21 protein-coding genes and 3 pseudogenes are annotated in these 24,046 nt (G+C 42.6%); 7 read left to right on the forward strand and 17 right to left on the reverse strand.

What is annotated here, in order from left to right; translation table 11 throughout:
- Nucleotides 1-153 precede the first annotated feature (153 nt).
- Nucleotides 154-324, reverse strand: a complete 171-nt coding sequence (gene psb34, locus H6G97_RS00810) for a photosystem II assembly protein Psb34 (RefSeq protein WP_190938853.1) — start codon at nucleotides 322-324, stop codon at nucleotides 154-156.
- A 69-nt stretch (nucleotides 325-393) separates the two neighbouring features.
- On the opposite strand from psb34, the gene H6G97_RS54640 reads away from it, so the two are divergent.
- Nucleotides 394-528, forward strand: coding sequence for a hypothetical protein (locus tag H6G97_RS54640; RefSeq protein ID WP_277883235.1), 135 nt, complete (start codon nucleotides 394-396; stop codon nucleotides 526-528).
- A 234-nt stretch (nucleotides 529-762) separates the two neighbouring features.
- Here H6G97_RS54640 and H6G97_RS00815 read toward each other — a convergent pair.
- From H6G97_RS00815 to H6G97_RS00865, 12 genes and pseudogenes are all read right to left on the reverse strand, one after another.
- Nucleotides 763-1,005: pseudogene (locus H6G97_RS00815) on the reverse strand (Uma2 family endonuclease); the annotation flags it as partial.
- Between the two features lie 39 nt (nucleotides 1,006-1,044).
- Nucleotides 1,045-1,545, reverse strand: coding sequence for a GNAT family N-acetyltransferase (locus H6G97_RS00820; RefSeq protein ID WP_190938854.1), 501 nt, complete (start codon nucleotides 1,543-1,545; stop codon nucleotides 1,045-1,047).
- Nucleotides 1,546-1,664: 119 nt separating this feature from the next.
- On the reverse strand, nucleotides 1,665-3,038 hold the full coding sequence (locus H6G97_RS00825) for an alkaline phosphatase PhoX (protein WP_190938855.1): 1,374 nt from the start codon (nucleotides 3,036-3,038) through the stop codon (nucleotides 1,665-1,667).
- Between the two features lie 475 nt (nucleotides 3,039-3,513).
- Nucleotides 3,514-5,148, reverse strand: coding sequence for a mucoidy inhibitor MuiA family protein (locus H6G97_RS00830; RefSeq protein ID WP_190938856.1), 1,635 nt, complete (start codon nucleotides 5,146-5,148; stop codon nucleotides 3,514-3,516).
- A gap of 88 nt (nucleotides 5,149-5,236) precedes the next feature.
- Entirely contained in the window at nucleotides 5,237-6,184 is a 948-nt protein-coding gene (locus H6G97_RS00835) for a LysR family transcriptional regulator (RefSeq protein WP_190938857.1), read from the reverse strand.
- Between the two features lie 251 nt (nucleotides 6,185-6,435).
- Nucleotides 6,436-7,224: a beta-carboxysome assembly protein CcmO gene (locus H6G97_RS00840; protein ID WP_190938858.1), complete on the reverse strand. Its 789-nt coding sequence runs from the start codon at nucleotides 7,222-7,224 to the stop codon at nucleotides 6,436-6,438.
- A 57-nt stretch (nucleotides 7,225-7,281) separates the two neighbouring features.
- On the reverse strand, nucleotides 7,282-8,049 hold the full coding sequence (locus H6G97_RS00845; RefSeq protein ID WP_190938859.1) for a beta-carboxysome scaffolding protein CcmN: 768 nt from the start codon (nucleotides 8,047-8,049) through the stop codon (nucleotides 7,282-7,284).
- Between the two features lie 99 nt (nucleotides 8,050-8,148).
- On the reverse strand, nucleotides 8,149-8,406 hold the full coding sequence (locus H6G97_RS52110; protein ID WP_242054770.1) for a RuBisCO small subunit-like domain-containing protein: 258 nt from the start codon (nucleotides 8,404-8,406) through the stop codon (nucleotides 8,149-8,151).
- A gap of 93 nt (nucleotides 8,407-8,499) precedes the next feature.
- Nucleotides 8,500-10,152 (reverse strand): annotated as a pseudogene (locus H6G97_RS00850) (ribulose bisphosphate carboxylase small subunit); the annotation flags it as partial.
- Between the two features lie 111 nt (nucleotides 10,153-10,263).
- Nucleotides 10,264-10,566 carry a beta-carboxysome shell vertex protein CcmL gene (locus tag H6G97_RS00855; RefSeq protein ID WP_094327600.1) on the reverse strand — a complete coding sequence of 101 codons (303 nt, stop codon included), beginning with the start codon at nucleotides 10,564-10,566 and terminating at the stop codon, nucleotides 10,264-10,266.
- Between the two features lie 6 nt (nucleotides 10,567-10,572).
- Nucleotides 10,573-10,917, reverse strand: a complete 345-nt coding sequence (locus H6G97_RS00860) for a carbon dioxide-concentrating mechanism protein CcmK (protein ID WP_039748664.1) — start codon at nucleotides 10,915-10,917, stop codon at nucleotides 10,573-10,575.
- A 92-nt stretch (nucleotides 10,918-11,009) separates the two neighbouring features.
- On the reverse strand, nucleotides 11,010-11,318 hold the full coding sequence (locus tag H6G97_RS00865) for a carbon dioxide-concentrating mechanism protein CcmK (RefSeq protein WP_012410633.1): 309 nt from the start codon (nucleotides 11,316-11,318) through the stop codon (nucleotides 11,010-11,012).
- A 661-nt stretch (nucleotides 11,319-11,979) separates the two neighbouring features.
- Between H6G97_RS00865 and H6G97_RS00870 the strand changes: the two genes are divergently transcribed.
- From H6G97_RS00870 to H6G97_RS52120, 5 genes are all read left to right on the forward strand, one after another.
- The gene (locus tag H6G97_RS00870; protein WP_190938861.1) at nucleotides 11,980-13,836 is read left to right on the forward strand and encodes an NAD(P)H-quinone oxidoreductase subunit F; all 1,857 of its coding nucleotides are present in this window, start codon (nucleotides 11,980-11,982) and stop codon (nucleotides 13,834-13,836) included.
- Between the two features lie 128 nt (nucleotides 13,837-13,964).
- Nucleotides 13,965-15,470 carry an NADH-quinone oxidoreductase subunit M gene (locus H6G97_RS00875; protein ID WP_190938862.1) on the forward strand — a complete coding sequence of 502 codons (1,506 nt, stop codon included), beginning with the start codon at nucleotides 13,965-13,967 and terminating at the stop codon, nucleotides 15,468-15,470.
- A 184-nt stretch (nucleotides 15,471-15,654) separates the two neighbouring features.
- The gene (locus H6G97_RS00880) at nucleotides 15,655-16,785 is read left to right on the forward strand and encodes a CO2 hydration protein (RefSeq protein WP_190938863.1); all 1,131 of its coding nucleotides are present in this window, start codon (nucleotides 15,655-15,657) and stop codon (nucleotides 16,783-16,785) included.
- Between the two features lie 25 nt (nucleotides 16,786-16,810).
- The gene (locus tag H6G97_RS52115; RefSeq protein WP_242054760.1) at nucleotides 16,811-17,308 is read left to right on the forward strand and encodes an oxygenase MpaB family protein; all 498 of its coding nucleotides are present in this window, start codon (nucleotides 16,811-16,813) and stop codon (nucleotides 17,306-17,308) included.
- 111 nt (nucleotides 17,309-17,419) lie between these two features.
- Complete coding sequence (locus tag H6G97_RS52120) at nucleotides 17,420-17,665, forward strand: hypothetical protein (RefSeq protein WP_242054761.1); 246 nt, start codon at nucleotides 17,420-17,422, stop codon at nucleotides 17,663-17,665.
- Here H6G97_RS52120 and H6G97_RS00890 read toward each other — a convergent pair.
- The 4 genes and pseudogenes from H6G97_RS00890 to petH all read right to left on the reverse strand — a co-directional run.
- Nucleotides 17,662-18,219, reverse strand: a pseudogene (locus H6G97_RS00890) (Uma2 family endonuclease); the annotation flags it as partial. The gene H6G97_RS52120 and the pseudogene H6G97_RS00890 sit on opposite strands and share 4 nt — an antisense overlap.
- A complete protein-coding gene (locus H6G97_RS00895) occupies nucleotides 18,156-18,467 on the reverse strand; it encodes a hypothetical protein (RefSeq protein ID WP_242054762.1) in 312 nt (103 codons plus the stop codon). The gene H6G97_RS00895 and the pseudogene H6G97_RS00890, both read right to left, overlap by 64 nt.
- 449 nt (nucleotides 18,468-18,916) lie before the next feature.
- The gene (locus H6G97_RS00900) at nucleotides 18,917-20,203 is read right to left on the reverse strand and encodes a homoserine dehydrogenase (protein WP_190938864.1); all 1,287 of its coding nucleotides are present in this window, start codon (nucleotides 20,201-20,203) and stop codon (nucleotides 18,917-18,919) included.
- A 207-nt stretch (nucleotides 20,204-20,410) separates the two neighbouring features.
- Nucleotides 20,411-21,724: a ferredoxin--NADP reductase gene (gene petH, locus H6G97_RS00905; RefSeq protein WP_190938865.1), complete on the reverse strand. Its 1,314-nt coding sequence runs from the start codon at nucleotides 21,722-21,724 to the stop codon at nucleotides 20,411-20,413.
- Between the two features lie 1,208 nt (nucleotides 21,725-22,932).
- On the opposite strand from petH, the gene H6G97_RS00910 reads away from it, so the two are divergent.
- A complete protein-coding gene (locus tag H6G97_RS00910; protein WP_190938866.1) occupies nucleotides 22,933-23,937 on the forward strand; it encodes a phosphoribulokinase in 1,005 nt (334 codons plus the stop codon).
- The last annotated feature ends 109 nt before the right edge of the window (nucleotides 23,938-24,046 follow it).

The following is a 24,046-nucleotide window of genomic DNA, read 5'->3' on the forward strand; positions in this document are numbered from 1 at the left end:
AAAAAAGACTGATGGTATTTATCAATCTGGCTTATCAGCATACCGCTGCCGTTTGGGATACATAAAATACAAAAAACCCCGGCGAAACTAACCGAGGTAACAGAGAGAAGTATGAATGACAATGAGATACAGCGATACTGAAATCAAAAAATCTTAGCTAACACTAAAACCAATCAAAACTAAACTGGTGAGAATTAAAGTTGCAAAAATACCCTGTAAAACGTATTTACGTTGTTCCCAAATTGCGGGGTACTCAGCGTAGTACATCTTGGGTTCTGCTGCGTAGTTGTTGAGAATGCCGTCTTCGTTAGTGGTGGTATACATAGTTTTTTTTCTTATTTGTTTACTTATGTAACCAAATATAACTATTTTGTTACAAATTGTCAATACGACTTGACAAAAAATAATGGTGATATTACTGAATCTGGCTTATCAGCGACAGCGATCGCGGATTCTGACGAAGCGGTTCCAGGCAGCGAAAGCCAGATATCTCTAGACTTGTCGCTGCGCGTCTACGCAGTTTTTTAGTTTGATTACCATAAAAAACCCCCATTAAATTGGGGGCATAAATTGTCATTGTCTGAAAAAGTCGAGCAAGACGTTTTTTAGGCTGGTATTAAAATTGCTAACCTTCCTTCGACTGGTTCGTATTCGTCTTCAAGTAGTCTGAGCTTTGCTTCTTTGTAGGTCTTACTAGAAAACGAATGCTAACTGATAATTCTGATTAAGGTCTTTAAAGGCACAAGCAAGACAGTGCGGAGGTTAAATACTATCTGGATCTATATTTAATTCTCGCAGTTTTGCTGCCAAGCGATCGCTGCGTTGTTTCTCTTGTTGTGCAACTTCTTCTGGTGTCGGAACGAGTTCTGCTTTCGGAGTAAAAAAGCGTAAATTCTCTTGATAAACCCCTAAATACAAACCTAGCTGTTGACTCCATAACCAGTCTTGGGGATTGGGTTCCAACGGTTGATATTTACCATCAAGCAAATGAAACCCTATAAATTCTTATAAGTTTAGCGTAGCAGTGAGAAGCATAGAGACTATTTACAAAAACCGTTCAATGATGATCTCGTCTATATAAGTTCCTTTGATCTTGGCTTGTCTTTGTGCCGTTCCAATTATGCGAAAACCATGCCAGAGATAACTAGCTAACGCAGGGGCATTATCGGCGCGAACGTAGGTTAAGATTTTTTCGTATCCTTTGGTGCGAGCGGTTTCAAAGGTAGCCTCAAACAGCCTTTTGCCAATGCCTTGTCGTCGGTACAAAAGATCCACATACGTTCCGATGATTCCCACATGCTCAAAGGCATTTGTAAAGGTCGCAAATGGTTCCATAGTTTGAAACCCTACAACCGTCTGCTTTGGAAAGCGGACAGCAACATGAAACACTCCACGCTGGGGAAAATTCAATATATACTCCCGTTCGGCATCGACTGTAAGCGGTGTATCAAAGACAGTGTATAAACTGGTTTCAATGATAGGGTTCAGAATGCCAATAATCGCCGCAGCATCATTAGGTTGCACTTCTCGAACCAGCAGATCCATTTCTAGTTGTCTCCTCTGTATTCCTAGAATCTCATTCAAAACCTAATAAAAATGGGGCTACTCCAAGAATAAACTGGAGTAGCCCTGTAAGCGATCAAATCACTTAGATATAACTAACCTTATGCTCGGTTTCTCTTCCAAGGCCCCCAAATCGCACAGGTAATTCCAGGGGATTGGAGATTGACAAACATTGTGCGGCCATCAGGTGAGAAGCAGGCTCCTGCATATTCACTGTCATTGATATTGTTTTTTGCAAACTGATACAGCTCGCCGCTTTGATTAACGCCAACAATATAACTGTCTCCGCCTCCATCTTCACAAAGAATCAAATCACCAAAAGGAGCAACTGTAATGTTATCAGGGAAGTCTAGTACGTTTTCTTCAGGAGACTCAACGACTAAAGTCAATGTGCCGTTACTAGGATTGTAAGCAAAAACTTGACCAAAACCAGCGTCACCACCACTAGTACAGGTAAAGTAGATTGCGCCATTGCCATACCAAGCACCTTCACCACGCGCAAAGATTGCAGCACCCATTGCCCGCGCTTGTCCTCGCACTGAAGCAGAACCATTATCGGTATTGGGATCAACGTTGTTAATCGGAACCCAAGTGGTTGCCAACGCTATATTCTTATAGCCGAGGTAGCCTTTGCGCGTATCCGCAGGTGCGCCTACAATTACAAGCGCCTCAAGCACGCCACCGCTTTGCAAGTTACCTTCCTGGTTAGGGCGGAACCTATAGAAACAGCTATCGCCCCTGTCTTCGGTTTGATAGACCCATCCAGTTGCCGGATCAACAGCAACAGCTTCATGGTTAAAACGTCCCATAGCAACCAGAGGCACTGGGTCGGCAACCTGAATTTCGTCCGTGGCTGGTACTTCAAAATTATAGCCATGCCTTTTGGTTGCTCCACCAGATGAGGGAAGCGTTACGTCCTCTTCACAGGTAATCCAGGTACCCCAGGGAGTGGGACCACCCGCACAGTTACGAATTGTGCCGCCCAGAGAAGCAAAATCCTTGATTACCCGACGATTGGGCCCAACTACAATATTTGTCGTGCCGCCACCCAGGCGATCGTATAATTTTGATTGAGTTACACGAACTGGGTTAGAACCCAAAGCACCCACTTCATGATTCCGCACCAGAATTGTGGTGTTCTTAGGGCCCTCGAATGCAGCCATGCCATCATGATTTCCAGGCACAGTACCACCATCACTCATTGCCTGACCTCTTATTGAGATCGCTGTGTAATTAAAGCCAGGAGGAAGCTGCAAAATGGGAGTATTGCCTAAGTTAATACCACTCAGAATGACACCTTGGAGTTCATCTGCATTTTCGGCTAGCTTAGGTGCTAATGGACCGTAACCATCAGTTAATCCTGCAACTTGGCCATTAGCACGTCTTGCATATAAGGCTTCCAAGGGAGAAAGCATTGTAACACCGACAGCACTCGCACCAGCTAATGTAAAGAAGTTACGTCTTGATAATTTCATTAGTATACTGTCAGCAACACTTTAGACCCTAATAGTAAAAGTTGAATTTTAAGAAATAATTAAGAAACCGTTAATGAAAATATTTTAGATATGAAATTACTGTGTTGCTAGCAAGTAGCAATTAATTAGATTGTTAACTTAATTTTTTTAATTACAATAGGTTGAAAAAAATTTAAATACTTAGAGCAATGCAGAAAAAAGAGATATTCAATGAATAAAATCAAATTTTTTTAAAGAACTACAGAGGACACCGAGAGAAGAAATAAATGCTTAACTAAACTGTATTTGATTATTAACTAGCAAGCTACTGTTATCGGAAATAATGTTTAAGTAAAGAATATAGTGATCGGATGAATAAAATACACTGGTAAAACAATGAGGAGTCAGAAGATTATGACTCCTCTGTTCTTAAACCAGAGCCTATTGTATCCAATTAAAAACTGCTATAATTTTCTACTTAACGCTCACCTCGATTTTAAATATCTAATCCAACTACCATTAATTCAGGGGGATGTTCAACATTGAACTGGTAATATATATCTCTTCTTTCCTGTGGTGGAAGAGTTAACTGCCATTCTAAAACCCCCATTTCACCAAGTTGAATTTGTGGGTTGCTACGGCTGAGGCGCACCTTAATTTGCTCATTGCGGCTAACTGGCAATTGTTCAGTTACTTCTAGATTCACTTCTTTATCTATTAAGTTAGTAATCAATAATCGATAACTATAAGTAGTCCGGCGCTGATTGCTAATCAATCTTTTGTCTACCAAACGTTCAACTAAGTCGCGCTCGATTTTCAAACCTTCATCAATGCCTAAGTTAAGTTTGAACTCTTCCCCTGGCGCAATATTTTCTAACTGAGTTGTTCCAATAAAAACATTGTCGCGGAAAATATTCGCTTTGCCTGGCAACAAAGTCGTGCCGTTGGAACTATTTTTTACATTAGCTTGTAGATAAGCAAAACTTACCAAGCGTGGCATTGCCACATAATCGAAGCTACAAGGATAATTATCGTTGAAAATTGTAGTTTTATGAGGTGCGCCATCACTGGGAATGTTACCACCAGTATTCAACTTAAAGGTAACTACGCTGCCTTTTTTGGATACTTCTGCTGTAACGGTTTCTGCTGGGATAAGAATATCCTCAGCAACTTCGTCTTCTTCTTGCCAATCCGTTCTGGCAGCAGAAGCGGGCAGTTCTGGTATGCTAGGCAGTAGTGGTGGCTGGGCAGCAGCTAGTCGAGATCGTCGCACTCTTTGAGGAAATGGCGTATCAATATACCAGGGTTCAAGTTTAGGTGGAAGTGTACCTAATCCCGGTTTAGCGGTAGAAAGGGTGAGATTTGCACCAATCCAATCTTCGCCAGTGCTTTGAGTGATTTCTGCAAGGTAACTCAGATGTACAATATCGCTGGTAGTGCTAAACCGTAAGTCATATAGCGGATTCCAACTAGCGCGATTTACTATGTAGGATACCTCTAATTCAAATTCGCCTTCACCCGCTACTTCAACGGCTACAACTAAACTAAAACTCTCTTTCGGATGGGGTGTTTGGATTATTTGCAATGAGGTGTGGAGGGCTTGCAGTTGTTTGTCTAATTCCTGCTGTTGGGTTTTGCACTCTCCAGATGCGATCGCATACTCACTATACTGGCTTCCAAGAAAGTTTAAGAAATCTAAAGTTTCGCTAAGGCTGAGATTTTTCCGAGACAAGCTTTGTGCAAAGGGTTCTTCTGTTTTTTCACGTAAGCCAGCGATAAAACTAGACTGTAAGGCTAAAGCATCCACTTGGGCTTGCAAGTGGCGTTTTTCTGCTTCTAACTGCTCAATTTGCCTTGTCAAATGCGCGACTCGCTCCGCTACAGGTTCAGTAGTGTAGATACGATCGCTACTAACCCCCAGCAAGCGCACTTCTACTGTACCTTTACCGCTAACCCTGATAGACTCAGTTTCGAGAGTCATTGGTACTGGGGTAATTACTAATTCCTGTTCAATTCCTGTTAAATCAACTACACCCCGCCGTGTAACCAATGCTCTATCAGCATATACGGTAACAGCTACAATCTCGCTTTGTACTGTTTTGCGCCAAGACGGTAGTTCCGGGTTAACCACTGCCAGTTTCCCCCCATTTTTAATGATTCTGTTGGTTAATTGTCAATGTTTCCCGGTCTAACCGTCAACCCCTTGAGGTAATTCGTAATTACGAATTACCCGTGAGTTGGTTCAAGGGTAGTGAAGCAGTATAAGAATTTTGCTCGACAATATTTTTTGCCGCAGCTAGTAGATACTCATAATAGGCACGAGCGACGATAGAAAGCTGCTTGCCAGATGGGTAAACCATGTACCACTGTCGCTGAATTGGGAAGTGTTGTACATCTAAAATGCTAAACTCTGAAGCATCTAATAATAAGGTATGACGCGATAAAACAGAAATTCCTAAACCACCTGCGATCGCTTGTTTAATTGCTTCGTTACTTCCCAATTCTAGCTTGACTTTTACCGCCACCCCTTGTTCTTCAAATAGCTTTTGGACTGCACGACGAGTTCCCGAACCTGGTTCTCGCATAATAAAAGGTTCGTTAGACAGGCGTTGTATAGGAATATTTTTTTCCTTGGATAACGGATGATTATTCGGTGCAAAGACTATCAAAGGGTTTTCTAAAAATGGTTCACAAGTTACATCCATATTGTCTGGAATTTGACTCATAATATACAAGTCATCCAGATTCTGACTCATCCGTTCCAAAATTTGTTCGTGATTTGTGACTTGCAGCGAGATATCAATTCCTGGATAAAGTTCGCAAAAAGGCCCTAACAAACGTGGAACAAAATATTTTGCTGTTGTAATCACTGCCAAGCGTAATTGCCCCTGTTTTAGCCCTTTTAAATCTGCCACCTTCATTTCATACTGGGCTATATTCTCAAAAATCTGCCGACAAGTGGCAAATAATTCGCGTCCGGCTTCTGTTAGATACAACCGCTTTCCCACTTGCTCAAATAATGGCAACCCTACCGTTTTAGTAAGTTGCTTGATCTGCATAGAAACGGTAGGTTGGGTGAGAAACAATTCCTCCGCAGCACGAGTAAAGCTACTGTGCCGTGCCGCCGCCTCGAACACCTTTAATTGGTGCAGCGTCGCTTGGTTCAAGGGTGATTCTCCTATATATAGCGATTAATAGATATAAAACTAGTATTACTGAACACTGCCAAATGATATAGTGACCCTCACAGAAAGTTACGAGTTTTATCATAGATAAAACTCTATTCTTTATATTAATATAAAGGTATTTTATTTATGGATTCAAAAAGCTATTATCAGAACAGCAAAAGCGTAAGATGCCTTCCATCTCCCGATGAATGCTGAATGATGAATGAGGATGTTCCAAAATTCATCTATCATCATTCATCATTCCATAATTCTTCTTGAACTTTTGTCGGTAGCTTGGTTAAGTCTGGTAATCTTAATACCTCGATTTCGGCAACTTGTTCTTTAATATTTACTGGCAAGTTTAACGGTTCGCGTTCTTCTATCCAGCAACTTGCTAATGGCAAGGTTAACTCCATTTCGTCTAACGGTCGAGGAATTACCATTACTGCATTCAATTCCCCAATGCGTTCTGCTTCAAACATCCCCGCTTCCACTGCTACCGCCACATTTGCTACAGAACCACGAATAATTGCTGTACACAAACCCCCACCAATTTTCTCATAAGCTGCTAAATGAACATCAGCAGCTTTGAGCATGGCATCACATGCTCCGACCATCGCGGGAAATCCTCGCGTTTCTACCAAACCAATTGCTTGGTTACTCAGACGGCTGGAATTGCCCTCTTGCATTAATTTAGTGAAACGAGTTGTGATGGGAAGCACTATATCTAGGTTGGGATAAGGTCGGGGAATCACCAAACTAGAAACCAACTGACCAAACTGTTCAGCCGTCTGCACACCTGATTCTACCGCCAGACGCACGTCAGCAATTCCACCCCGGACGATCGCAGTACAATAACCGCCACCAATTTTTTCATACCCAACCAGGTGAACTCCCGCCGATTTCAGCATCATATCTGCTGTCCCAACGATCGCCGGAAAGCTGCGGGTAGAAACTAAACCCAAAGCAGTATCCTGAAAAGTTTCTTGACTACTAGTTCCCTGGATGGTACGAATAGACCGTTGATTGTATGTTTCCATGATGAATTCTCCAAAATACGGAAAAAGCCGACAACTTACAATTAACACTTACTCGGACTAATCGTCATTTGGGTTGCTCAAGGATTGTCTATGAGGAAACAATGTGGTCAACAGTCTGCTTATGCTCCCTTGTCCATAAATTTGAGTCCCAAAACCGTTAGGGGATTCTGCAGGCGGCTGACTGGGGTCTAAGTTATGTTCTGTAGAAGGTTGGGCGGCTTCTTGCAAGGTAGAGTCAGCATCATTGGTAGGTTCCTCCACGGGAGGAGACTTACTTTCGGCAGTGGCGGGAGATTTAAAGTAAGAAATCGACTTGTTTTGTTTGAAATCTACAACAGCCGAAGCTGAGAAGTTAGAGGAAACTGCCTTTTCCTTAACTCCACCTGAGCCATTTTCCTCTTCCTTCGGCGATGAGACACTTGTAGAAGCTGGGTTACTTGTAGATGGTTCCGGTTCCTTTGTTGGGGCAATCTGCCTACTGGTGTCTCCTAAAATTGAAGCAGGTGGTACTACTTGTCCAGGTTCAACCGAATAGTTAAAAACTGTTGTCGCTGAACCAATACAAGCATTTGCTCCAATTTTGCCCTTGCCAACCATCAAAAACCCGGCTCCTAGGTTTGCACCTGCTTCTACCTCTAAGGTGCCTTCATGGACTTGGAGAATTGCTCCCATACCAATACAGACCCCTGGCCCAATGATGATCTTGCTGTTTACAGCCGCTTGAAGGATCACCCCAGGTGCAAGTACCGCGCTTGGATGAATAGTCACCTCACCACTAATGTAAGTATCAAAGTTATTGCTGAGGCGCAGTAGCGGCACAGACATGGAAATTTTAACCTCGGAAGCCGGAGTGGGGGGTGGGGAATGGGAGTGGGGAGTGGTGGATATTACCCTACTCCCTAGACACGATTAATCGCGTCTCTACTATGGGCGTTGAATAATCGTTTCTAATACCCGACGCTTGGCTTTAGGGTCAACACCAATTAAGCGCACATATTCCCCTGGATATTCGCCGAGTTGCTTTTCTACGGCGGCGATCGCTTCTCTTTCTGAGGAGGCTTGAATTTGACCGGTACTAGTCCAGGAACCTGTACGGAAGCGGCGTTGATCTACGTGTTCAATGCTAATTTTTGAGCCACCAGCCAATAATTGCCGGAGTTGACCTACTACTTCTGTACTCAAACGGGTACTGGTAGCTGTTCCCGTACCAGAGGGTGCTGCACTAGTAGCAAATGATTTCTGACTACTACCACCAGAAGAAGCGATTTTACCATTTGGACGTTGGATAATGGTCTCTAATACCCGTCGTTTGGCTTTAGGGTCAATACCAATTAAACGCACATATTCCCCTGGATATTCGCCGAGTTGTCTTTCTATGGCGGCGATCGCTTCTCTTTCTGAGGAGGCTTGAATTTGACCAGTACTAGTCCAGGAACCTGTACGGAAGCGGCGCTCATCTACGTGTTCAAGACTAATTTTCGAGCCACCAGCCAATAAATTTCGGAGTTGGTCTACTACTTCACTACTCAGGCGGGTACTGGTAGCTGTTCCCGTACCAGAGGGTGCTGCACCAGTAGTAAATGATTTCTGGCTACCAAAGGAAGCTACTTGACCATTTGGACGTTGGATAATAGTCTCTAATACCCGCCGTTTGGCTTTGGTATCAATGCCGATTAAACGTACATACTCTCCTGGATGACTTGCGATACATTCTTCCAAGGCGGAGATGACTTGATTTGTAGAGCTTGCTTCAATTGGCTTGCAACTAGTCCAGGAACCAGTACGGAAGCGACGCTCATCGACGTGTTCCATGCCAATTTTGTAACCACCTGCCAACAAGTGGCGGATTTGCTCTAGAGTGTCGCCACTGACTTTGCCACTACTAGAACCGTTACCGTTACCATTACTGCTGCTGTAACCGCCATTGCTATGACTACTAGCCGGAGCTTTAAAGCTGGTAGCTGGTTTTGCATCACCATCTGGACGTTGGATGACGCTTTCTAACACACGCCGTCTATCTTTGTCAATGCCAAACAGTCGGACATACTCGCCGCTATGCTCATTTACACAGCTTTCTAATGCTGCGATCGCTTCACCGATTGATCTCGGTTCAATTGGCTGACAGCTAGTCCAAGAACCTGTGCGGAACCGTCTTTGGTCTACATGTTCCGTACCAATCTTATACCCTTGCTCTAATAGATACCGTAACTGATCTATTGTTTCTGCACCCAAGCTATTGCTCGCCACTTCACTACTCCTTTCCAACTCTAAAACAGTAATACCATTACCTGTATAAGATTTAGCATTCTCATCCCGAATGGGTGCTATACATTTGCTATCCGCAGCACAGAGATAACCAGCTCGTAATGCCTGATTAATCCCAACCACATGATGAGCAAAGTCCTTATCTTGATCTTGCACATCTGGCAAGCGGTCAGCTTGCTGCTGGCTGGTAATTATCGCTCCCGAAGGTACATATTTACCTGCGGGAATCTCTACGTCTTGAATCAAAGCATGCATCATCACAATGCAACCTGCACCCACTCTGGCATTAAACACCGTCGAGCGAAAGCCAATGAAGGAATTATCCCCTACATAAGCTGGCCCGTGAATTAGAGCCATGTGGGTTATGCAAGCGTTTTTACCAATCCATACTGAGTATTTATTTTGGTCATCGCCAATTACTCGGCCTTGCTCCAACCCATGAATCACAACACCATCTTGAATATTGGTGTTTTCACCAAGATAAAAAGGTGTGCCTTCATCCGCTCTAATCGTAGTCCCCGGAGCAACGATTACATTTGCACCTATTCGTACATCCCCAATTAGATTGGAAAACGAATGTACAAAGGCAGTTTCATGGACTTTGGGTTCAGCTAAATTCCTTGACCACGGGGTTGGGGGTGCCGCCGTGCTGCGGACTGCCATCGCGAGACTCCTCCTGTATTGTCATTTGTCAGTTGTCATTTGTCATTGTCCTTTGTCATTTGTCGAGAGCTAATGACTAATGACTAATGACCAATGACTAATGACTTATGACTATCGATATTGATCTTTTTTGCTGTAAATTAGGCGATCTTCAACGTAAATAGTATCTATGATCGCCACCACTGCTGCATCCAATGGACGCTGTTCATTGCCAACAACTTGACGAGCGGCACTACCACGAGTGATGAGTACCCACTCATCTACTCCTGCTCCCACAATATCTGCTGCTACTTCATACTCTGGTAGGATATTGCCGTTTTCATCTACTAATTGTAACAACAGTAGTTTCACACCTCTAAGAGTTGGATCTTTTTGGGTGCTAACTACTGTGCCGCGAACTTTGGCAATTTGCATTACAAATTACGGTCTTCTACCGAAAGGACGAATTGCATTCACATTTTCCCGGAACTGCTCTACATCTTCGGTATAACGAATTGGCAGGACGTATTCCAAGTTTTCGTGAGGACGAGCAATGATATGAGTAGACAGCACTTGTCCGCCGTTAACTCGCTTTACAGATTCAACACCTGCGCCTACAGAAGCTTGCACTTCGGAAACGTCACCCCGGACAATCACTGTCACCCGACCACTACCGATTTTTTCATAACCTACTAAAGTGACGCGAGCAGCTTTCACCATTGCATCAGCAGCTTCCACGACTGCTGGAAAGCCTAGCGTTTCAACCATTCCTACTGCAATTGACATTAGTTTTAATCCCTTTTTTATTGTTTTTAGCCTTGGACAAAAGTGATACTCTCTTCAGGTAAAGAGCTTTAATTACTTTGTTTAAACAGCTTTTAAGTACGGAATTGTTCCACCGCTTCTGTGTAACGTATCGGCAAGACGTATTCCAGGTTTTCGTGAGGACGAGCAATGATGTGAGTGGATAACACTTCACCACCAAAGACTCTTTTCGCCGCTTCAACTCCAGCTGCTACAGAAGCTTGAACTTCCGATACATCTCCCCTAACTATGACGGTGACACGAGCGCTACCAATTTTCTCATAGCCTACTAAAGTGACACGGGCGGCTTTCACCATCGCGTCAGCAGCTTCCACGACTGCTGGAAAGCCTTTCGTTTCAATCATCCCAACTGCAATTGGCATCGCAGAACTCCTACAAAATGAATCTAATCAGTACTGTCTTGAAATTTTTGACGGGGAGGGCTTTATCTTAAGAGTTAAGAAAACACTTCCAAATTAAGCATAGGAAAGCTTGGCGTCCCTGGCAACATAAATTACTATAATAGTTTATGATAAGAAAGTTTTAAAAAACTTAACAAAAAGTTATCTGTCTTTCTGGGCAATTAAAGTTCACTGATTCCTAGAGCGACCACTTATGCTTTATAATTCCTTTATTACATTTACAAAACGACATTCATAACCAAGGCTAATTATATCTGGCGAGGGGGAAGCAGGGGCTGTGTGTTTTACTGTATCTATCTTTCGTCCAGTATTGTTGTGTGTAGTAAAGACTAAGTGAAAATATAGATAATTTTTTCAAATATATCGTATAAAGTACCTTGCTGAAAGTAGAAATAAAAATGTAAAAATGAAAGTGATGTTAAGGCTAGTAAATGCTTTTGCTTATGTAAAGTTATATTTTGCTTATGTTTGATGGAGTAAATTAAGTAAAAATACTTCTTTAAAAAGTTTAGTTTAAAATATAGTAAAAAACATCGAAATTATTGGTAGATTAATTTTATTAAATAAATAATTGTTTTAAGTATTTTTTTAAATCAAAGCTAAGTTGTCAAGGTAAATTTAAATGGATCAATTTTTATTTTCAACAAGTTGGTTTGTGCCTTTTTATAGCTTACTTGGCGCTATTTTGACCTTGCCGTGGGGAATAGGAATAATTCGGCGAACAGGGCCAAGACCTGCGGCATACTTCAACTTGTTGACGACCATTCTGGCTTTTATTCATAGTCTGTTTGTATTTAAAAATATCTGGGATACAGATCCACAAAACTTACTAGTTTCCTGGTTCAAAGCTGCTGATCTAGATTTATCTTTGAGTTTGGAACTATCGCCAGTCAGTATTGGGGCAACAGTTTTAATTACTGGATTAAGCCTACTGGCACAAATTTACGCTCTGGGTTACATGGAAAAGGACTGGTCATTGGCCCGTTTCTTCTCGCTGCTGGGATTTTTTGAGGCAGCGCTGAGTGGTCTAGCGATCAGTGATTCTTTGTTTCTTAGCTATGCCCTTTTGGAAGTCTTGACACTTTCAACGTACTTGTTAGTGGGGTTCTGGTATGCTCAACCTTTAGTAGTGACAGCAGCGCGGGATGCATTTTGGACTAAACGGGTGGGGGACTTGTTGCTACTCATGGCTGTAGTGACACTTTCCACCCTAGCTGGGAGTTTGAACTTTTCAGATTTATATGAATGGGCGCAAACAGCTAATTTAAATCCTATGACATCAACATTGCTGGGGTTGGCATTAATTGCTGGCCCTGCTGGTAAATGTGCCCAATTTCCACTGCACCTGTGGTTAGATGAGGCAATGGAAGGGCCCAACCCCGCTTCGGTGATGCGGAACTCGCTGGTAGTGGCTGGTGGTGCTTATTTGCTGTATAAATTTCAACCATTGTTAGCACTGTCGCCAGTAGCCTTAAGTGCTTTGGTAATTATGGGTACGGTGACGGCAATTGGAGCAACATTGGTATCTATAGCTCAAATTGACATTAAGCGATCGCTATCTCATTCCACCAGTGCATACATGGGATTAGTGTTTTTAGCAGTGGGATTACAGCAAGGGGGTGTAGCCTTGATGTTGCTGTTAGCGCATGCGATCGCTAAAGCATTATTATTCATGAGTTCCGGTTCAGTTATCTTGACTACCCAAAGCCAAGACTTAACAGAAATGGGTGGTTTGTGGTCACGGATGCCAGCCACCACCACTGCCTTTGTAGTCGGTTCAGCCGGGATGGTAACACTGCTACCCTTGGGAAGTTTCTGGGCGATGTTAGCATGGGCTGATGGTTTCGTAAATATTAGCCCTTGGGTAATTGGGGTTTTAGTATTAGTCAATGGCTTGACAGCATTAAATTTGACCAGAGTATTTAGATTAGTCTTCTGGGGTAAACCGCAACAAAAGACCCGTCGCACGCCAGAAGTAGGTTGGCAGATGGCCTTACCAATGGTGTTTTTAACAGTACTGACTCTGCTTTTACCTCTGATGCTCCAGCAATGGTACTTATTGCCCGATTGGGAAAGTATTAATTGGTATGTGGTGTTAGCCTTGTTTGGGTCTACCGTAGTGGGAGTAGTTGTAGGCTGTACAGTTCATCTACACAAAGCTTGGTCAAGATCCAGAATCTTGGCGTGGAGATTTCTGCAAGACTTGTTAGGTTATGATTTTTATATTGACCGAGTTTATCGTGTCACCGTTGTAAGTGCAGTAGCACTGCTATCTAAGGTTTCTGCGTGGAGCGATCGCTACTTAGTTGACGGTTTAGTAAACTTGGTTGGGTTTGCGACAATTTTCGGCGGACAAACTTTAAAATACACCATTTCTGGGCAATCCCAAGGCTATATGTTGACCATCCTAGCAGTTGTCAGCGTCCTGGGTTTTTTCATCAGCTGGTCATTGGGTTTACTGGATAAATTACCTTTTTAACTGACTTAGGAGTTAGGGATTAAAAGTCAGGAGTTAGGAGTTAAAAGTTATTTATTATTCTTCCCCTGCTTCCCCTGCCTCCCCTGCCTCCCCTGCTCCCCCTGCCTCCCCTTACTTAAATTCTGTCTATGCTTAGTGTTTTGATTCTAGTGCCGTTAATCGGCGCAGCTTTAATTGGTTTCTCCCCCTCTGGCATCAGTGGGAAATTCTCCCGTGGGGTGGCTTTGGTCTTTGCCATTATCGCTTTCTTGTGGACAATTGTACTAGTAATTCAGTTCCATCCAGGGGAAATTACTCAACAATTTGCCGAGTCTCTCCCTTGGGTAGATGTTTTAGGCTTGAATTATAACCTTGGAATAGATGGTTTATCTTTGCCGTTGCTGGTTTTAAGTGGATTGTTAACTTGCATTGCCATTTATAGCAGCGATGAATCGCTACAGCGTCCTAAATTTTATTACTCTTTGATACTATTATTAAGTGCTGGGGTAACTGGAGCCTTTCTAGCACAGGATTTACTGCTATTTTTCCTATTTTACGAATTGGAACTGATTCCGCTGTATTTGTTGATAGCCATTTGGGGTGGCGCAAAGCGGGGTTATGCTGCGACAAAATTTCTCATTTATACAGCCGTTTCGGGAATCTTGATTTTAGCTAGTTTCCTCGGCATGGTTTGGCTGAGTGGTTCTTCTAGCTTTGCACTAGCAACCTTGAACACGACAACTTTACCTCTAGCAACACAGCTTTTATTGCTAGCGGGAATTTTGATAGGTTTTGGGATTAAAATTCCTTTAGTTCCCTTCCATACTTGGTTGCCAGATGCTCACGTTGAAGCATCCACACCGATTTCAGTGTTGTTGGCTGGGGTGCTGTTGAAATTGGGAACTTACGGTTTACTGCGATTTGGCATGAACTTGTTACCAGAAGCGTGGAGTTATCTGGCTCCTTGGTTGGCGACTTGGGCAGTGGTAAGTGTGCTGTACGGTTCATCCTGCGCGATCGCTCAAACCGATATGAAAAAAATGGTTGCATACAGTTCCATTGGACACATGGGTTACGTGCTTTTAGCGGCGGCGGCGGCCACACCTTTAAGTGTGTTGGGTGCTGTGATGCAAATGGTTAGCCACGGCTTGATTTCGGCAATGCTGTTTTTGCTGGTAGGGGTTGTATATAAAAAAGCTGGAAGCCGCGATTTAGAAGTCATCCAAGGATTGCTGAATCCAGAACGGGGTATGCCAGTAATTGGTAGCTTGATGATTGTCGGAGTCATGGCCAGCGCTGGTATACCGGGAATGCTAGGGTTTATTTCCGAATTCATAGTTTATCGGGGAAGTTTTCCTGTTTTCCCAGTGCAAACCTTGCTATGCATGCTTGGTACTGGTTTAACAGCTGTTTACTTCTTAATTCTCGTTAACCGCGCTTTTTTTGGTCGCTTGTCTGCACAAGTTATCAACTTACCGCGTGTGTATTGGAGCGATCGCATCCCAGCTGCAATTTTAGCTGTGCTAATTGTGATTTTTGGCATTCAACCTGGTTGGTTAGTTCGCTGGACTGAACCAACAGTTACAGCAATGGTGAATACCCAAAATGTAGTAGCAACAGTGTCTTTTGATAAAGCAATGGGGACTAAGGACTAGGGATTAGGGACTGGTGACTAGGGACTGGGGAAGAGTTTTCCCAATACCCCATGCCCAATGCCCAATGCCCAATGATGCCAGTTGCTTCTCCTGTCGGAGACGCTACGCGAACAAGTCGGGCATTGCCCGCCCAACACACTGGCTCCCCAATACCCCAATCCCTATACTTTTTGGAGAGATGGCAATGGTAACTATTAAAAAGAAAGCTACTCACAATCCTTTAGCTGAGTATATTGAACGTTTGCAAAAAGGAGATGCATTACTCCCCGATAATCCAGAAAATGTGCTGGAAGTTGTTGGTATTCTTAAAAGTTATGGCCTAGTTTTAGATGCCTATTCAACAAATCTTAACTATATTGCCGAGCATCAGTTTTTAATATTTTTCCCATTTTTTAAATACTTTAATGGAGAGGTTTCTTTTCAGAAATTACTTCGTCATTGGTGGCATAACCGAATTAATTTTGAATATGCCGAATATTGCATGAAAGCCATGATGTGGCACGGTGGCGGCGGACTAGATACCTATTTAGATACAGAAGAATTTCAAGAAAGAGCGCAAGCCGTTATCGCTGCAAAATTTAAAAATAATCCCTTAATTGCCGCTATTAACCAACTGTTTCCAGATTTTTTAACAGAAAACTTGCGTGTATCTGCTTACTACACTGGTTTAGGTCAATTCTGGCGAGTAATGGCTGATATGTTCCTCAACTTATCAGACCGCTACGACCGAGGCGAAATTACATCGATTCCCCAAGTTGTAGAACATATTAAAGCAGGGTTAGTGGCAAATGCATCAAACCCAATTACCTACGCCGTCAAAATTCGAGGTGAGGTTTATGAAATCATTCCCAAAAGCGTTGGTTTGACCTTCTTAGCAGATACAGCAATACCTTATGTAGAAGCAGTATTCTTCCGAGGAACTCCTTTCCACGGTACAGTTTCATACAACGCCCAAGGATATCAAATTCCCCCAGATCAAACCCGATTTCAATATGGCGCATTGTATGCAGATCCTTTGCCTATCGGCGGCGCAGGTATTCCTCCCACCTTGTTGATGCAGGATATGCGTCATTATCTTCCAGAGTATTTGCATGAAATTTATCGTCGCGGTCTTCGGGGTGAAGATGATTTGCGAGTACAAATTTGCATGAGTTTCCAAAAATCGATGTTTTGTGTGACAACAGCAACCATTTTGGGACTGATGCCTTATCCTTTGGATACTAAAGATCCAAATGAGGAAAAAGGTAATCGAGTTTATTTAGAGAAGTGGATGAGTCGGTTAGAAACTTCGCGGTTGCTGGATGTCAATAAATAGCTGAATTTATACAGAGAAATTTCAGATGCTTTTCAATCGCTATAAAAATTTTCACTTAATTCAGCAACTTGATCCAGTGCAAGATCATTGCCGGATTTATAACTTAATGAATGGCTATGAATTTCCTTGGGATATGACGCGATCGCTCGAAGTCGCTTTGATGCGAACTTATTGCGTTCCTAGTATCTCTAAATTGCTGAATCAGACAGGAGAATTTACCCATTGTCCGCAAAAACGTTACGATGATACGGCAATAATTGTTGGAGAGATGATTAAGTGGGGTTATGATAGCGATCGCGGCAAACAAGCCCTGCAACGCATGAATGCACTCCACGGACGCTTCAAGATTGACAACAGTGATTTCCTGTATGTACTTTCAACTTTCATTTTCGAGCCTATCCGTTGGAATGCACGGTTTGGTTGGCGGCTGATGTGCGAACAAGAAAAATTAGCGTCTTTTTACTTCTGGCGAGAAGTAGGTAAGCAAATGCAGATTCAGAATATCCCTGAAACCTACGAATAATTCGAGCGCTATAACCTTGACTACGAACGCCAAAAATTTTGCTATTCAGATACAAATTGTCGAGTTGGGGAAGCTACACGCGATTTATTTTTGAGTTGGTTTCCTTCGTGGATGCATTCTTCTATCAAACCAGGTATCTACGCTTTACTGGATGACACAATGCTCGATGCCTTTGGTTTTCCCTATCCTTCGCCATTGCTGCGATCGGCTATGGTAAGTCTGCTAAAAATTCGAGCTAAATTAATCCGGTTATTCCCACCTCGGAATCAGCCTAATTTTTATATTGACTCTCCTATCCCCAGCTATCCCACTGGCTATGAAATTGCTAATGTGGGGCCACTTCATCCAAAAATCTAGGCTTCTGGTTCGATACCTAAAGAGCGCAATTGGGCAGTTAAGCGCTCGGCTCTTTCTTCACCAGTCAATAACAAATTACCTTGCAAATCCCGCCAGCGTAGCCAAGGTAATTCCATATTGTAATATTGTCCCTGCCAAATTCCTAACTCAACTCCTAAAGGATGTATGGCATAATGTCCACGTTCATTTGCTGTTAATAACTGATATTGTCCACCAATTAATTCATAAACTTCTACGCTAGCTTTATTCACTTCATAAATGCCGTAGAAGGGAGGACGAATCACCTGCTCATAAATCCAAAATTTTCCCTTCCAAGGAGTTTTGTCTCGCTCCTCACTACCATCACCAGAGACAAAATCCAATGCAATCAATGGGGCAATAAACTCTCGCCATAATACATAAGACCTGCGCGTTTGACCATCCAGAGTAGGTGGTACATTCCCTACATAAAACCAGTCTAGTGCTTCTGCGCCTTTTTCTGGAGGGTCAGTTATCCGCCAATAGATACCGCTATCTTGACCAATACAGTATTGCCCATCAGGATGACGTTTTTTCTAATTAGAATAGATTCAATTAATTTACCTTTTGCTTCTAGAGTCCATATATTTGCTTGTCGTTGAAATTCAGGTGCTAAATCAAGGGCATCTTCGTTAATTCTTCTGAGTAATTGCTCAATAGTTGGCTCCCTTGTAACAATATTGATTTTCTCAGGGTCATACTGAAATGTAACTTTTTCTTCTTGTTCTTCATCATTGTCTTCTTCATCAGCTAATTCTGGGTTGTTGTTACTCAAATCTGTCACAGCGCTTATTCCTTAGTATTAACACTTGTTTGTTAACTTAGTTATTAGTAATGCTTGGTGTTACTACATCAGCAAATGGGACTTTTTAACTAGCGTATTTCAATCCTACTATTTTCCCAAATATATAGAGACGCGAAATTTCGCGCCTTTACGTACCTAGTCTATTAATTGTTTACGTTCCCCAGGAAAATCCAAAATTGGCGCGATCGCCTCTGATAACATCAGAGCAATTGCACCCTTAAACCAAATACTTAAACTTCTGGTTCAACACCAAGCGATCGCAATTGAGCAGTTAAGCGATCGGCTCTTTCTCTTTCCTGCTTAGTTTAGCTTGCGTAGTTAACCAAGTTTTACTCGCAGCTTGGCCTGTATAAGATGGAGATTATAATCCTTCGGAGTAATTAGAAATTGGAGCAAAGCAAGTTGAAAAGCTTCACTCCCGACTAATCTTAAAGTACACGCAGTAAGCTGGGAATGCTTTCGATCGCTGATAAATCCCGAATTTCTGCCAAAGCTTGCCTAAAATTACCTTCTAGCACATCATGGGTAACAACTACAATCTCTGCGAGTTCCCCTTGAAAGCCAGTTTGGACAATTGACTCTAAGCTAACGCCATAATTACCAAAGCAAGTTCCCAATTTACCGATAACTCCAGGTTGGTCATTGGTGAGGAAACGCGCGTAAAACCGAGTTATCAATTCTGCCATCGGCGCAATTTGGCAATATTCCTGATGTCGACAAGTTAATAAGGGATTTGCAACTGCTGTATTGGTTTTCAGGACAGCAACTAGATTTAAAATATCTGATGTCACAGCACTGGCGGTTGCACCAGCACCAGCACCGGGGCCGAAAAACATTACTTGCCCAATGGGTTCTCCTTCCACAAGAATGGCATTGTAAACGCCATTGATGCTAGCCAAAGGGTGGGCTTGAGGCACTAATGTAGGATGAACTCTGACGGAAAGAGGAGATGAGGGAGTATCACGTTTAGCGATCGCTAACAATTTAATCACAAATCCCAATTTCTCGGCATAGGCAATATCTGTTTTGCTGACTTGCCGAATGCCCTCAGTATAAACATCTTGTAAGTTGATACGTCCACCAAAGCCTAATGATGCGAGAATGGCAATTTTATCTGCTGCGTCTAAACCATCGACATCGGCTGTAGGGTCAGCTTCAGCATAACCCAAGCGCTGGGCATCAGCTAAGACATCATTGAAGTTGCTGCCTTCTGTTTGCATCCGTGTCAAGATGTAGTTAGTTGTACCGTTAACGATGCCAGTTACAGTGTGAATACGGTTAACACTTAAAGACTGCTTTAGGGGTTGAATCACCGGAATACCACCACCCACAGCAGCTTCTAGCATGACGTATACGCCAGCTTGATTAGCAGCTGTAAAAATTTCCGCTCCAAAGCGAGCGATCGCGGCTTTATTGGCGGTGACTACGTGCTTACCATTACTTAAAGCTTTGAGGATGAGCGATCGCGCCGGTTCCAGTCCGCCCATCACCTCGACAACTATATCTACCGCCGGATCGTTGACAATGGATTCTAAATCTGTCGTTAAGACTTCCGTAGACAATTCTACTGCACGAGGTTTATCTAGCGATCGCACTCCCACCCGATAGATTTCTATCTCTTGCAACAATGGGTGACGCCCAGTGCTATCTTGCAACAACTGCACTGTTCCCGTTCCCACGGTGCCTAATCCCAGTATTCCTAGTTTCACACCCATTTTGCACCCAATTTCACCAATAACAATTGTAGGTAGAGCATTTGCTCTACCTACTGATTATCCTGCTTCCTTTGTCATTTGTCCTTCGTCCTTTGTCTAAAACTAATACTTCGACTCCTTTCGACTTACTTCGACTACGCTCAGTACAAGTCGCTCAGTACAAGCCGCTCAGTACAAGTGACTAATGACCAATGACTAATGACTAATTTAGTATGTTTCTACGTGCCAGCGATGAGCTTTCTTGAGTTGCTTCTGGTAATCACTCCAGGTTACGCCTTCCTTGGCAGCAGCAGCAGTTAAGGCTGCATCAATACCTTCTTCCATACCGCGCAAACCGCAGATATAGGTGTGGGTTTTTTCATTTTTAATCAATTGCCACAATTCATCAGCGTGTTCAGCTACGCGGTCTTGAATATACATTCTACCGCCTTGGGGATTTTTCTGTTCGCGGCTGATAGCAGCAGTGAGGCGGAAGTTATCAGGATATTTTTGTTGAATTTCTTCCAGTTCTTCCTTATATAAGAGGTTTGGAGTTGTTGGTACGCCAAATATTAGCCAAGAGAATCCTTTAAATTGGTATTCTGGGTTAGCTGCTCTTTCCGCATCTTTAAACTGACGCCACAGATAAGCCCGCATCGGCGCAATACCTGTTCCGGTTGCCATCATGATGACATTAGCTTCGGGATCTTCGGGTAACAACATTTCCTTACCCACAGGCCCGGTAATTTTTACCTCTTCCCCTGGCTTGAGGAAACACAGGTGCGTAGAGCAAACACCGTAGACTGTTTCGCTAGTTTCTGGGTGCTTGTACTCCAACTGACGGACGCACAGTGATACTGTCTTATCATCTACATCATCGCCATGACGAGTTGAGGCAATGGAATATAGTCTGAGTTTTTCTGGCTTGCCGTTCTTGTCTAATCCTGGCGGAATAATCCCAATACTTTGACCTTCTATATACTTCAAATCCCCGCCAGATAAGTCAAATTTCAGGTGTTGAACAATACCAATACCACCTTCTTTAACTAGCGGTTCATTAGATATTACCTTGCCAATAAATGGAGCATTGGGACGGTAAGTGTTAACAGGAACGTCACCGTGGTCTTTTTTGGCTTTCGCTTGAGTCATGGTGTTGCCTTTCTTGTCCTTGTTCTGTTCTTCAGCACTATGAGCATTTACAGGTGTGGCTTTACCATTCCCTTCACTGTTAGCAGTTTCCCCAGATGTAGCTAACTCGCTGACTTCGCTTGTAGCATTCCCAAATGAGGCTTTACCATTAACTGGCTGTAGCGCAGTTGTGGGCTGGATGCTAACAATTGTGCCGCCTAGACGAGTGATACGTCGCATTTCTTGATTCATGCGGTTGTAAGGCACTCTGATGAACACACTGCCACTTTTCCGAATTGGGTAGTTAGTTTGATCAGTTTCTTCGCTCTGACGCAAACCCACCACTTCATAAAGGAAGATGCGGCTACCTAATTCTGTATTGGCAGCACCCTCAACAGCACCTTGATTGTACATTCGTTCTACCACTCCGATAATTTACTTAACCGTTTTTCAAAAAAAACTATTCCCATCCCATGCCAGCTTTAGTTTACCGGATTTTCGTTTCACAAAACTGGCTCTCTGAGAAAAAGGCATCATTAAATTAATGCCTTGCTAAGTACACTCACCAAAGACATGCAGGCATAGCAAAAAACACACCTGTTCACCTTCTAAGGTAAAGGATAAGTCTTTTGGAGAATGTTAATAATGAGTCAATTTAATCTTTTTTTCGTTAATTACTACCACCCTACTAAGGAGATAGCTTTTTACCTTACTATCCAATGAGCAACTCATAATAGCAAGTATTGTCGGAGGAATGCTTTGATTGGTGGAAGCTACCGCTCAGTTTATCTCCAAAATTTGCTGTTAGGCTTGCTTGCTCTAAAGGTTAAAACCGGAGAATGGTAATCCCGGAAGGTTTTCTTCCGATTGGTTTTACTTCTCCAAATTTACTACCATATCAGAATGTTGTTAGCTATATTCATAACCTATCGATGGATAATTACATGGATAGAACAACTGTCACTACAAGGACAACGACAGAAGCAGAATTGATTTAAGCAACTGTAATTAGTTTCACTTGACGTGAAAAATATGTCAACCCTTATCAGTATTTTGCCATAGCGTCAACGCTTCTATATGAGCATATTTATCAATTTACAGCCAATAATTTGACTAATGCAAGTTATTAGCTCATTCGTTGGATAGATTTTTGCTTTGAATATATTAAGTATTGTCGAGCAGGAATTACAATTTAGGAACATTAGAAAATTCACAACGATAATAAATTATACCTTATAGTCTTGATTCTATAAAGTCACAAGTAGCATCCTGATAAAGGTGCAAGGCTGATGGGCGGGGCTGATCCCCATTTTTAAATTAATAACTAAATCAACAAAAATAATGATTGATGAACCACGCTAATTCTTCTTGACAGCAATATTGTATGGGATACACCCTTCTGTTAAAATCAAATATACCACTAGGATTAAATACTTACCGGCACCAACATTCAGGCTAGTCCGACGAGTAGCAACTTAATTACTTTGTTGCCTACCCGCTTGGTGTCTTATAGATGTGCTAGGTAGCAAGAACGCAGGATAAACCAAAGGGGTAAACTCCTGGCTTCAAAATCTGCTGTGTGAAAAATTATTGACACAACTTTAGTATTTTAGAGGAGATTTATGACAAGTAAGCCGGAACGCGTGGTATTGATTGGAGTAGCCGGAGACTCTGGGTGCGGTAAATCTACGTTTTTGCGTCGTTTGATAGATTTGTTTGGTGAAGATTTAATGACAGTCATCTGCTTGGATGATTATCACTCCTTGGATCGCAAACAGCGTAAAGAAACTGGGATAACAGCACTAGACCCCAGAGCAAACAATTTTGACCTGATGTATGAGCAAATTAAAACGCTCAAAAGTGGTCAAGCGATTGATAAGCCGATTTACAACCACGAAACCGGCTTGATTGATCCGCCAGAGCGGGTGGAGCCGAATCATATTATAGTTGTTGAAGGGCTGCATCCTTTATATGATGAACGGGTGCGATCGCTAATTGACTTTAGTGTTTATTTTGACATTAGCGATGAGGTCAAAATTGCCTGGAAAATCCAGCGAGATATGGCTGAACGCGGTCATCGCTACGAAGATGTGTTAGCGCAAATTAATTCCCGTAAACCTGACTTTGACAAGTTTATCGAACCACAAAGAGAATTTGCTGATGTGGTTCTCCAAGTATTACCCACGAACTTGATCAAAAACGACACCGAGCGTAGAGTCTTACGGGTACGGATGCTCCAGCGGGAAGGTAAAGAAGGTTTTGATCCTACCTACCTATTTGATGAAGGGTCAACAATTAATTGGACTCCCTGTGGACGCAAGCTGACCTGTTCCTATCCTGGTATGCAACTGTACTACGGTTCAGATGTTTATTACGGTCGCTATGTCTCAGTACTAGAGGTGGATGGTCAATTTGACAACTTGGAAGAAGTAATTTATATCGAAACCCATCTCAGCAATACATCCACGAAATATCAAGGTGAATTGACTCACTTGTTACTCCAGCACCGTGAGTATCCAGGTTCCAATAATGGTACTGGTTTCTTCCAAGTGCTTACAGGCTTGAAAATGCGTGCTGCTTATGAGCGCTTAACAGCTACGGAAGCAAAGTTAGCGGTTCAGGTTTAAAAACAGCAGTGTTTGTGTCAAAGTTTATGGGGGCGCTTCTGGGTGTCCCCCTTTTTTTGTGTTATTAAATACATTCTACTCAAAAAATAATTAGCATAAATTTATCTTC

This window comes from Nostoc flagelliforme FACHB-838, from assembly GCF_014698065.1.
Taxonomy (GTDB): domain Bacteria; phylum Cyanobacteriota; class Cyanobacteriia; order Cyanobacteriales; family Nostocaceae; genus Nostoc; species Nostoc flagelliforme_B.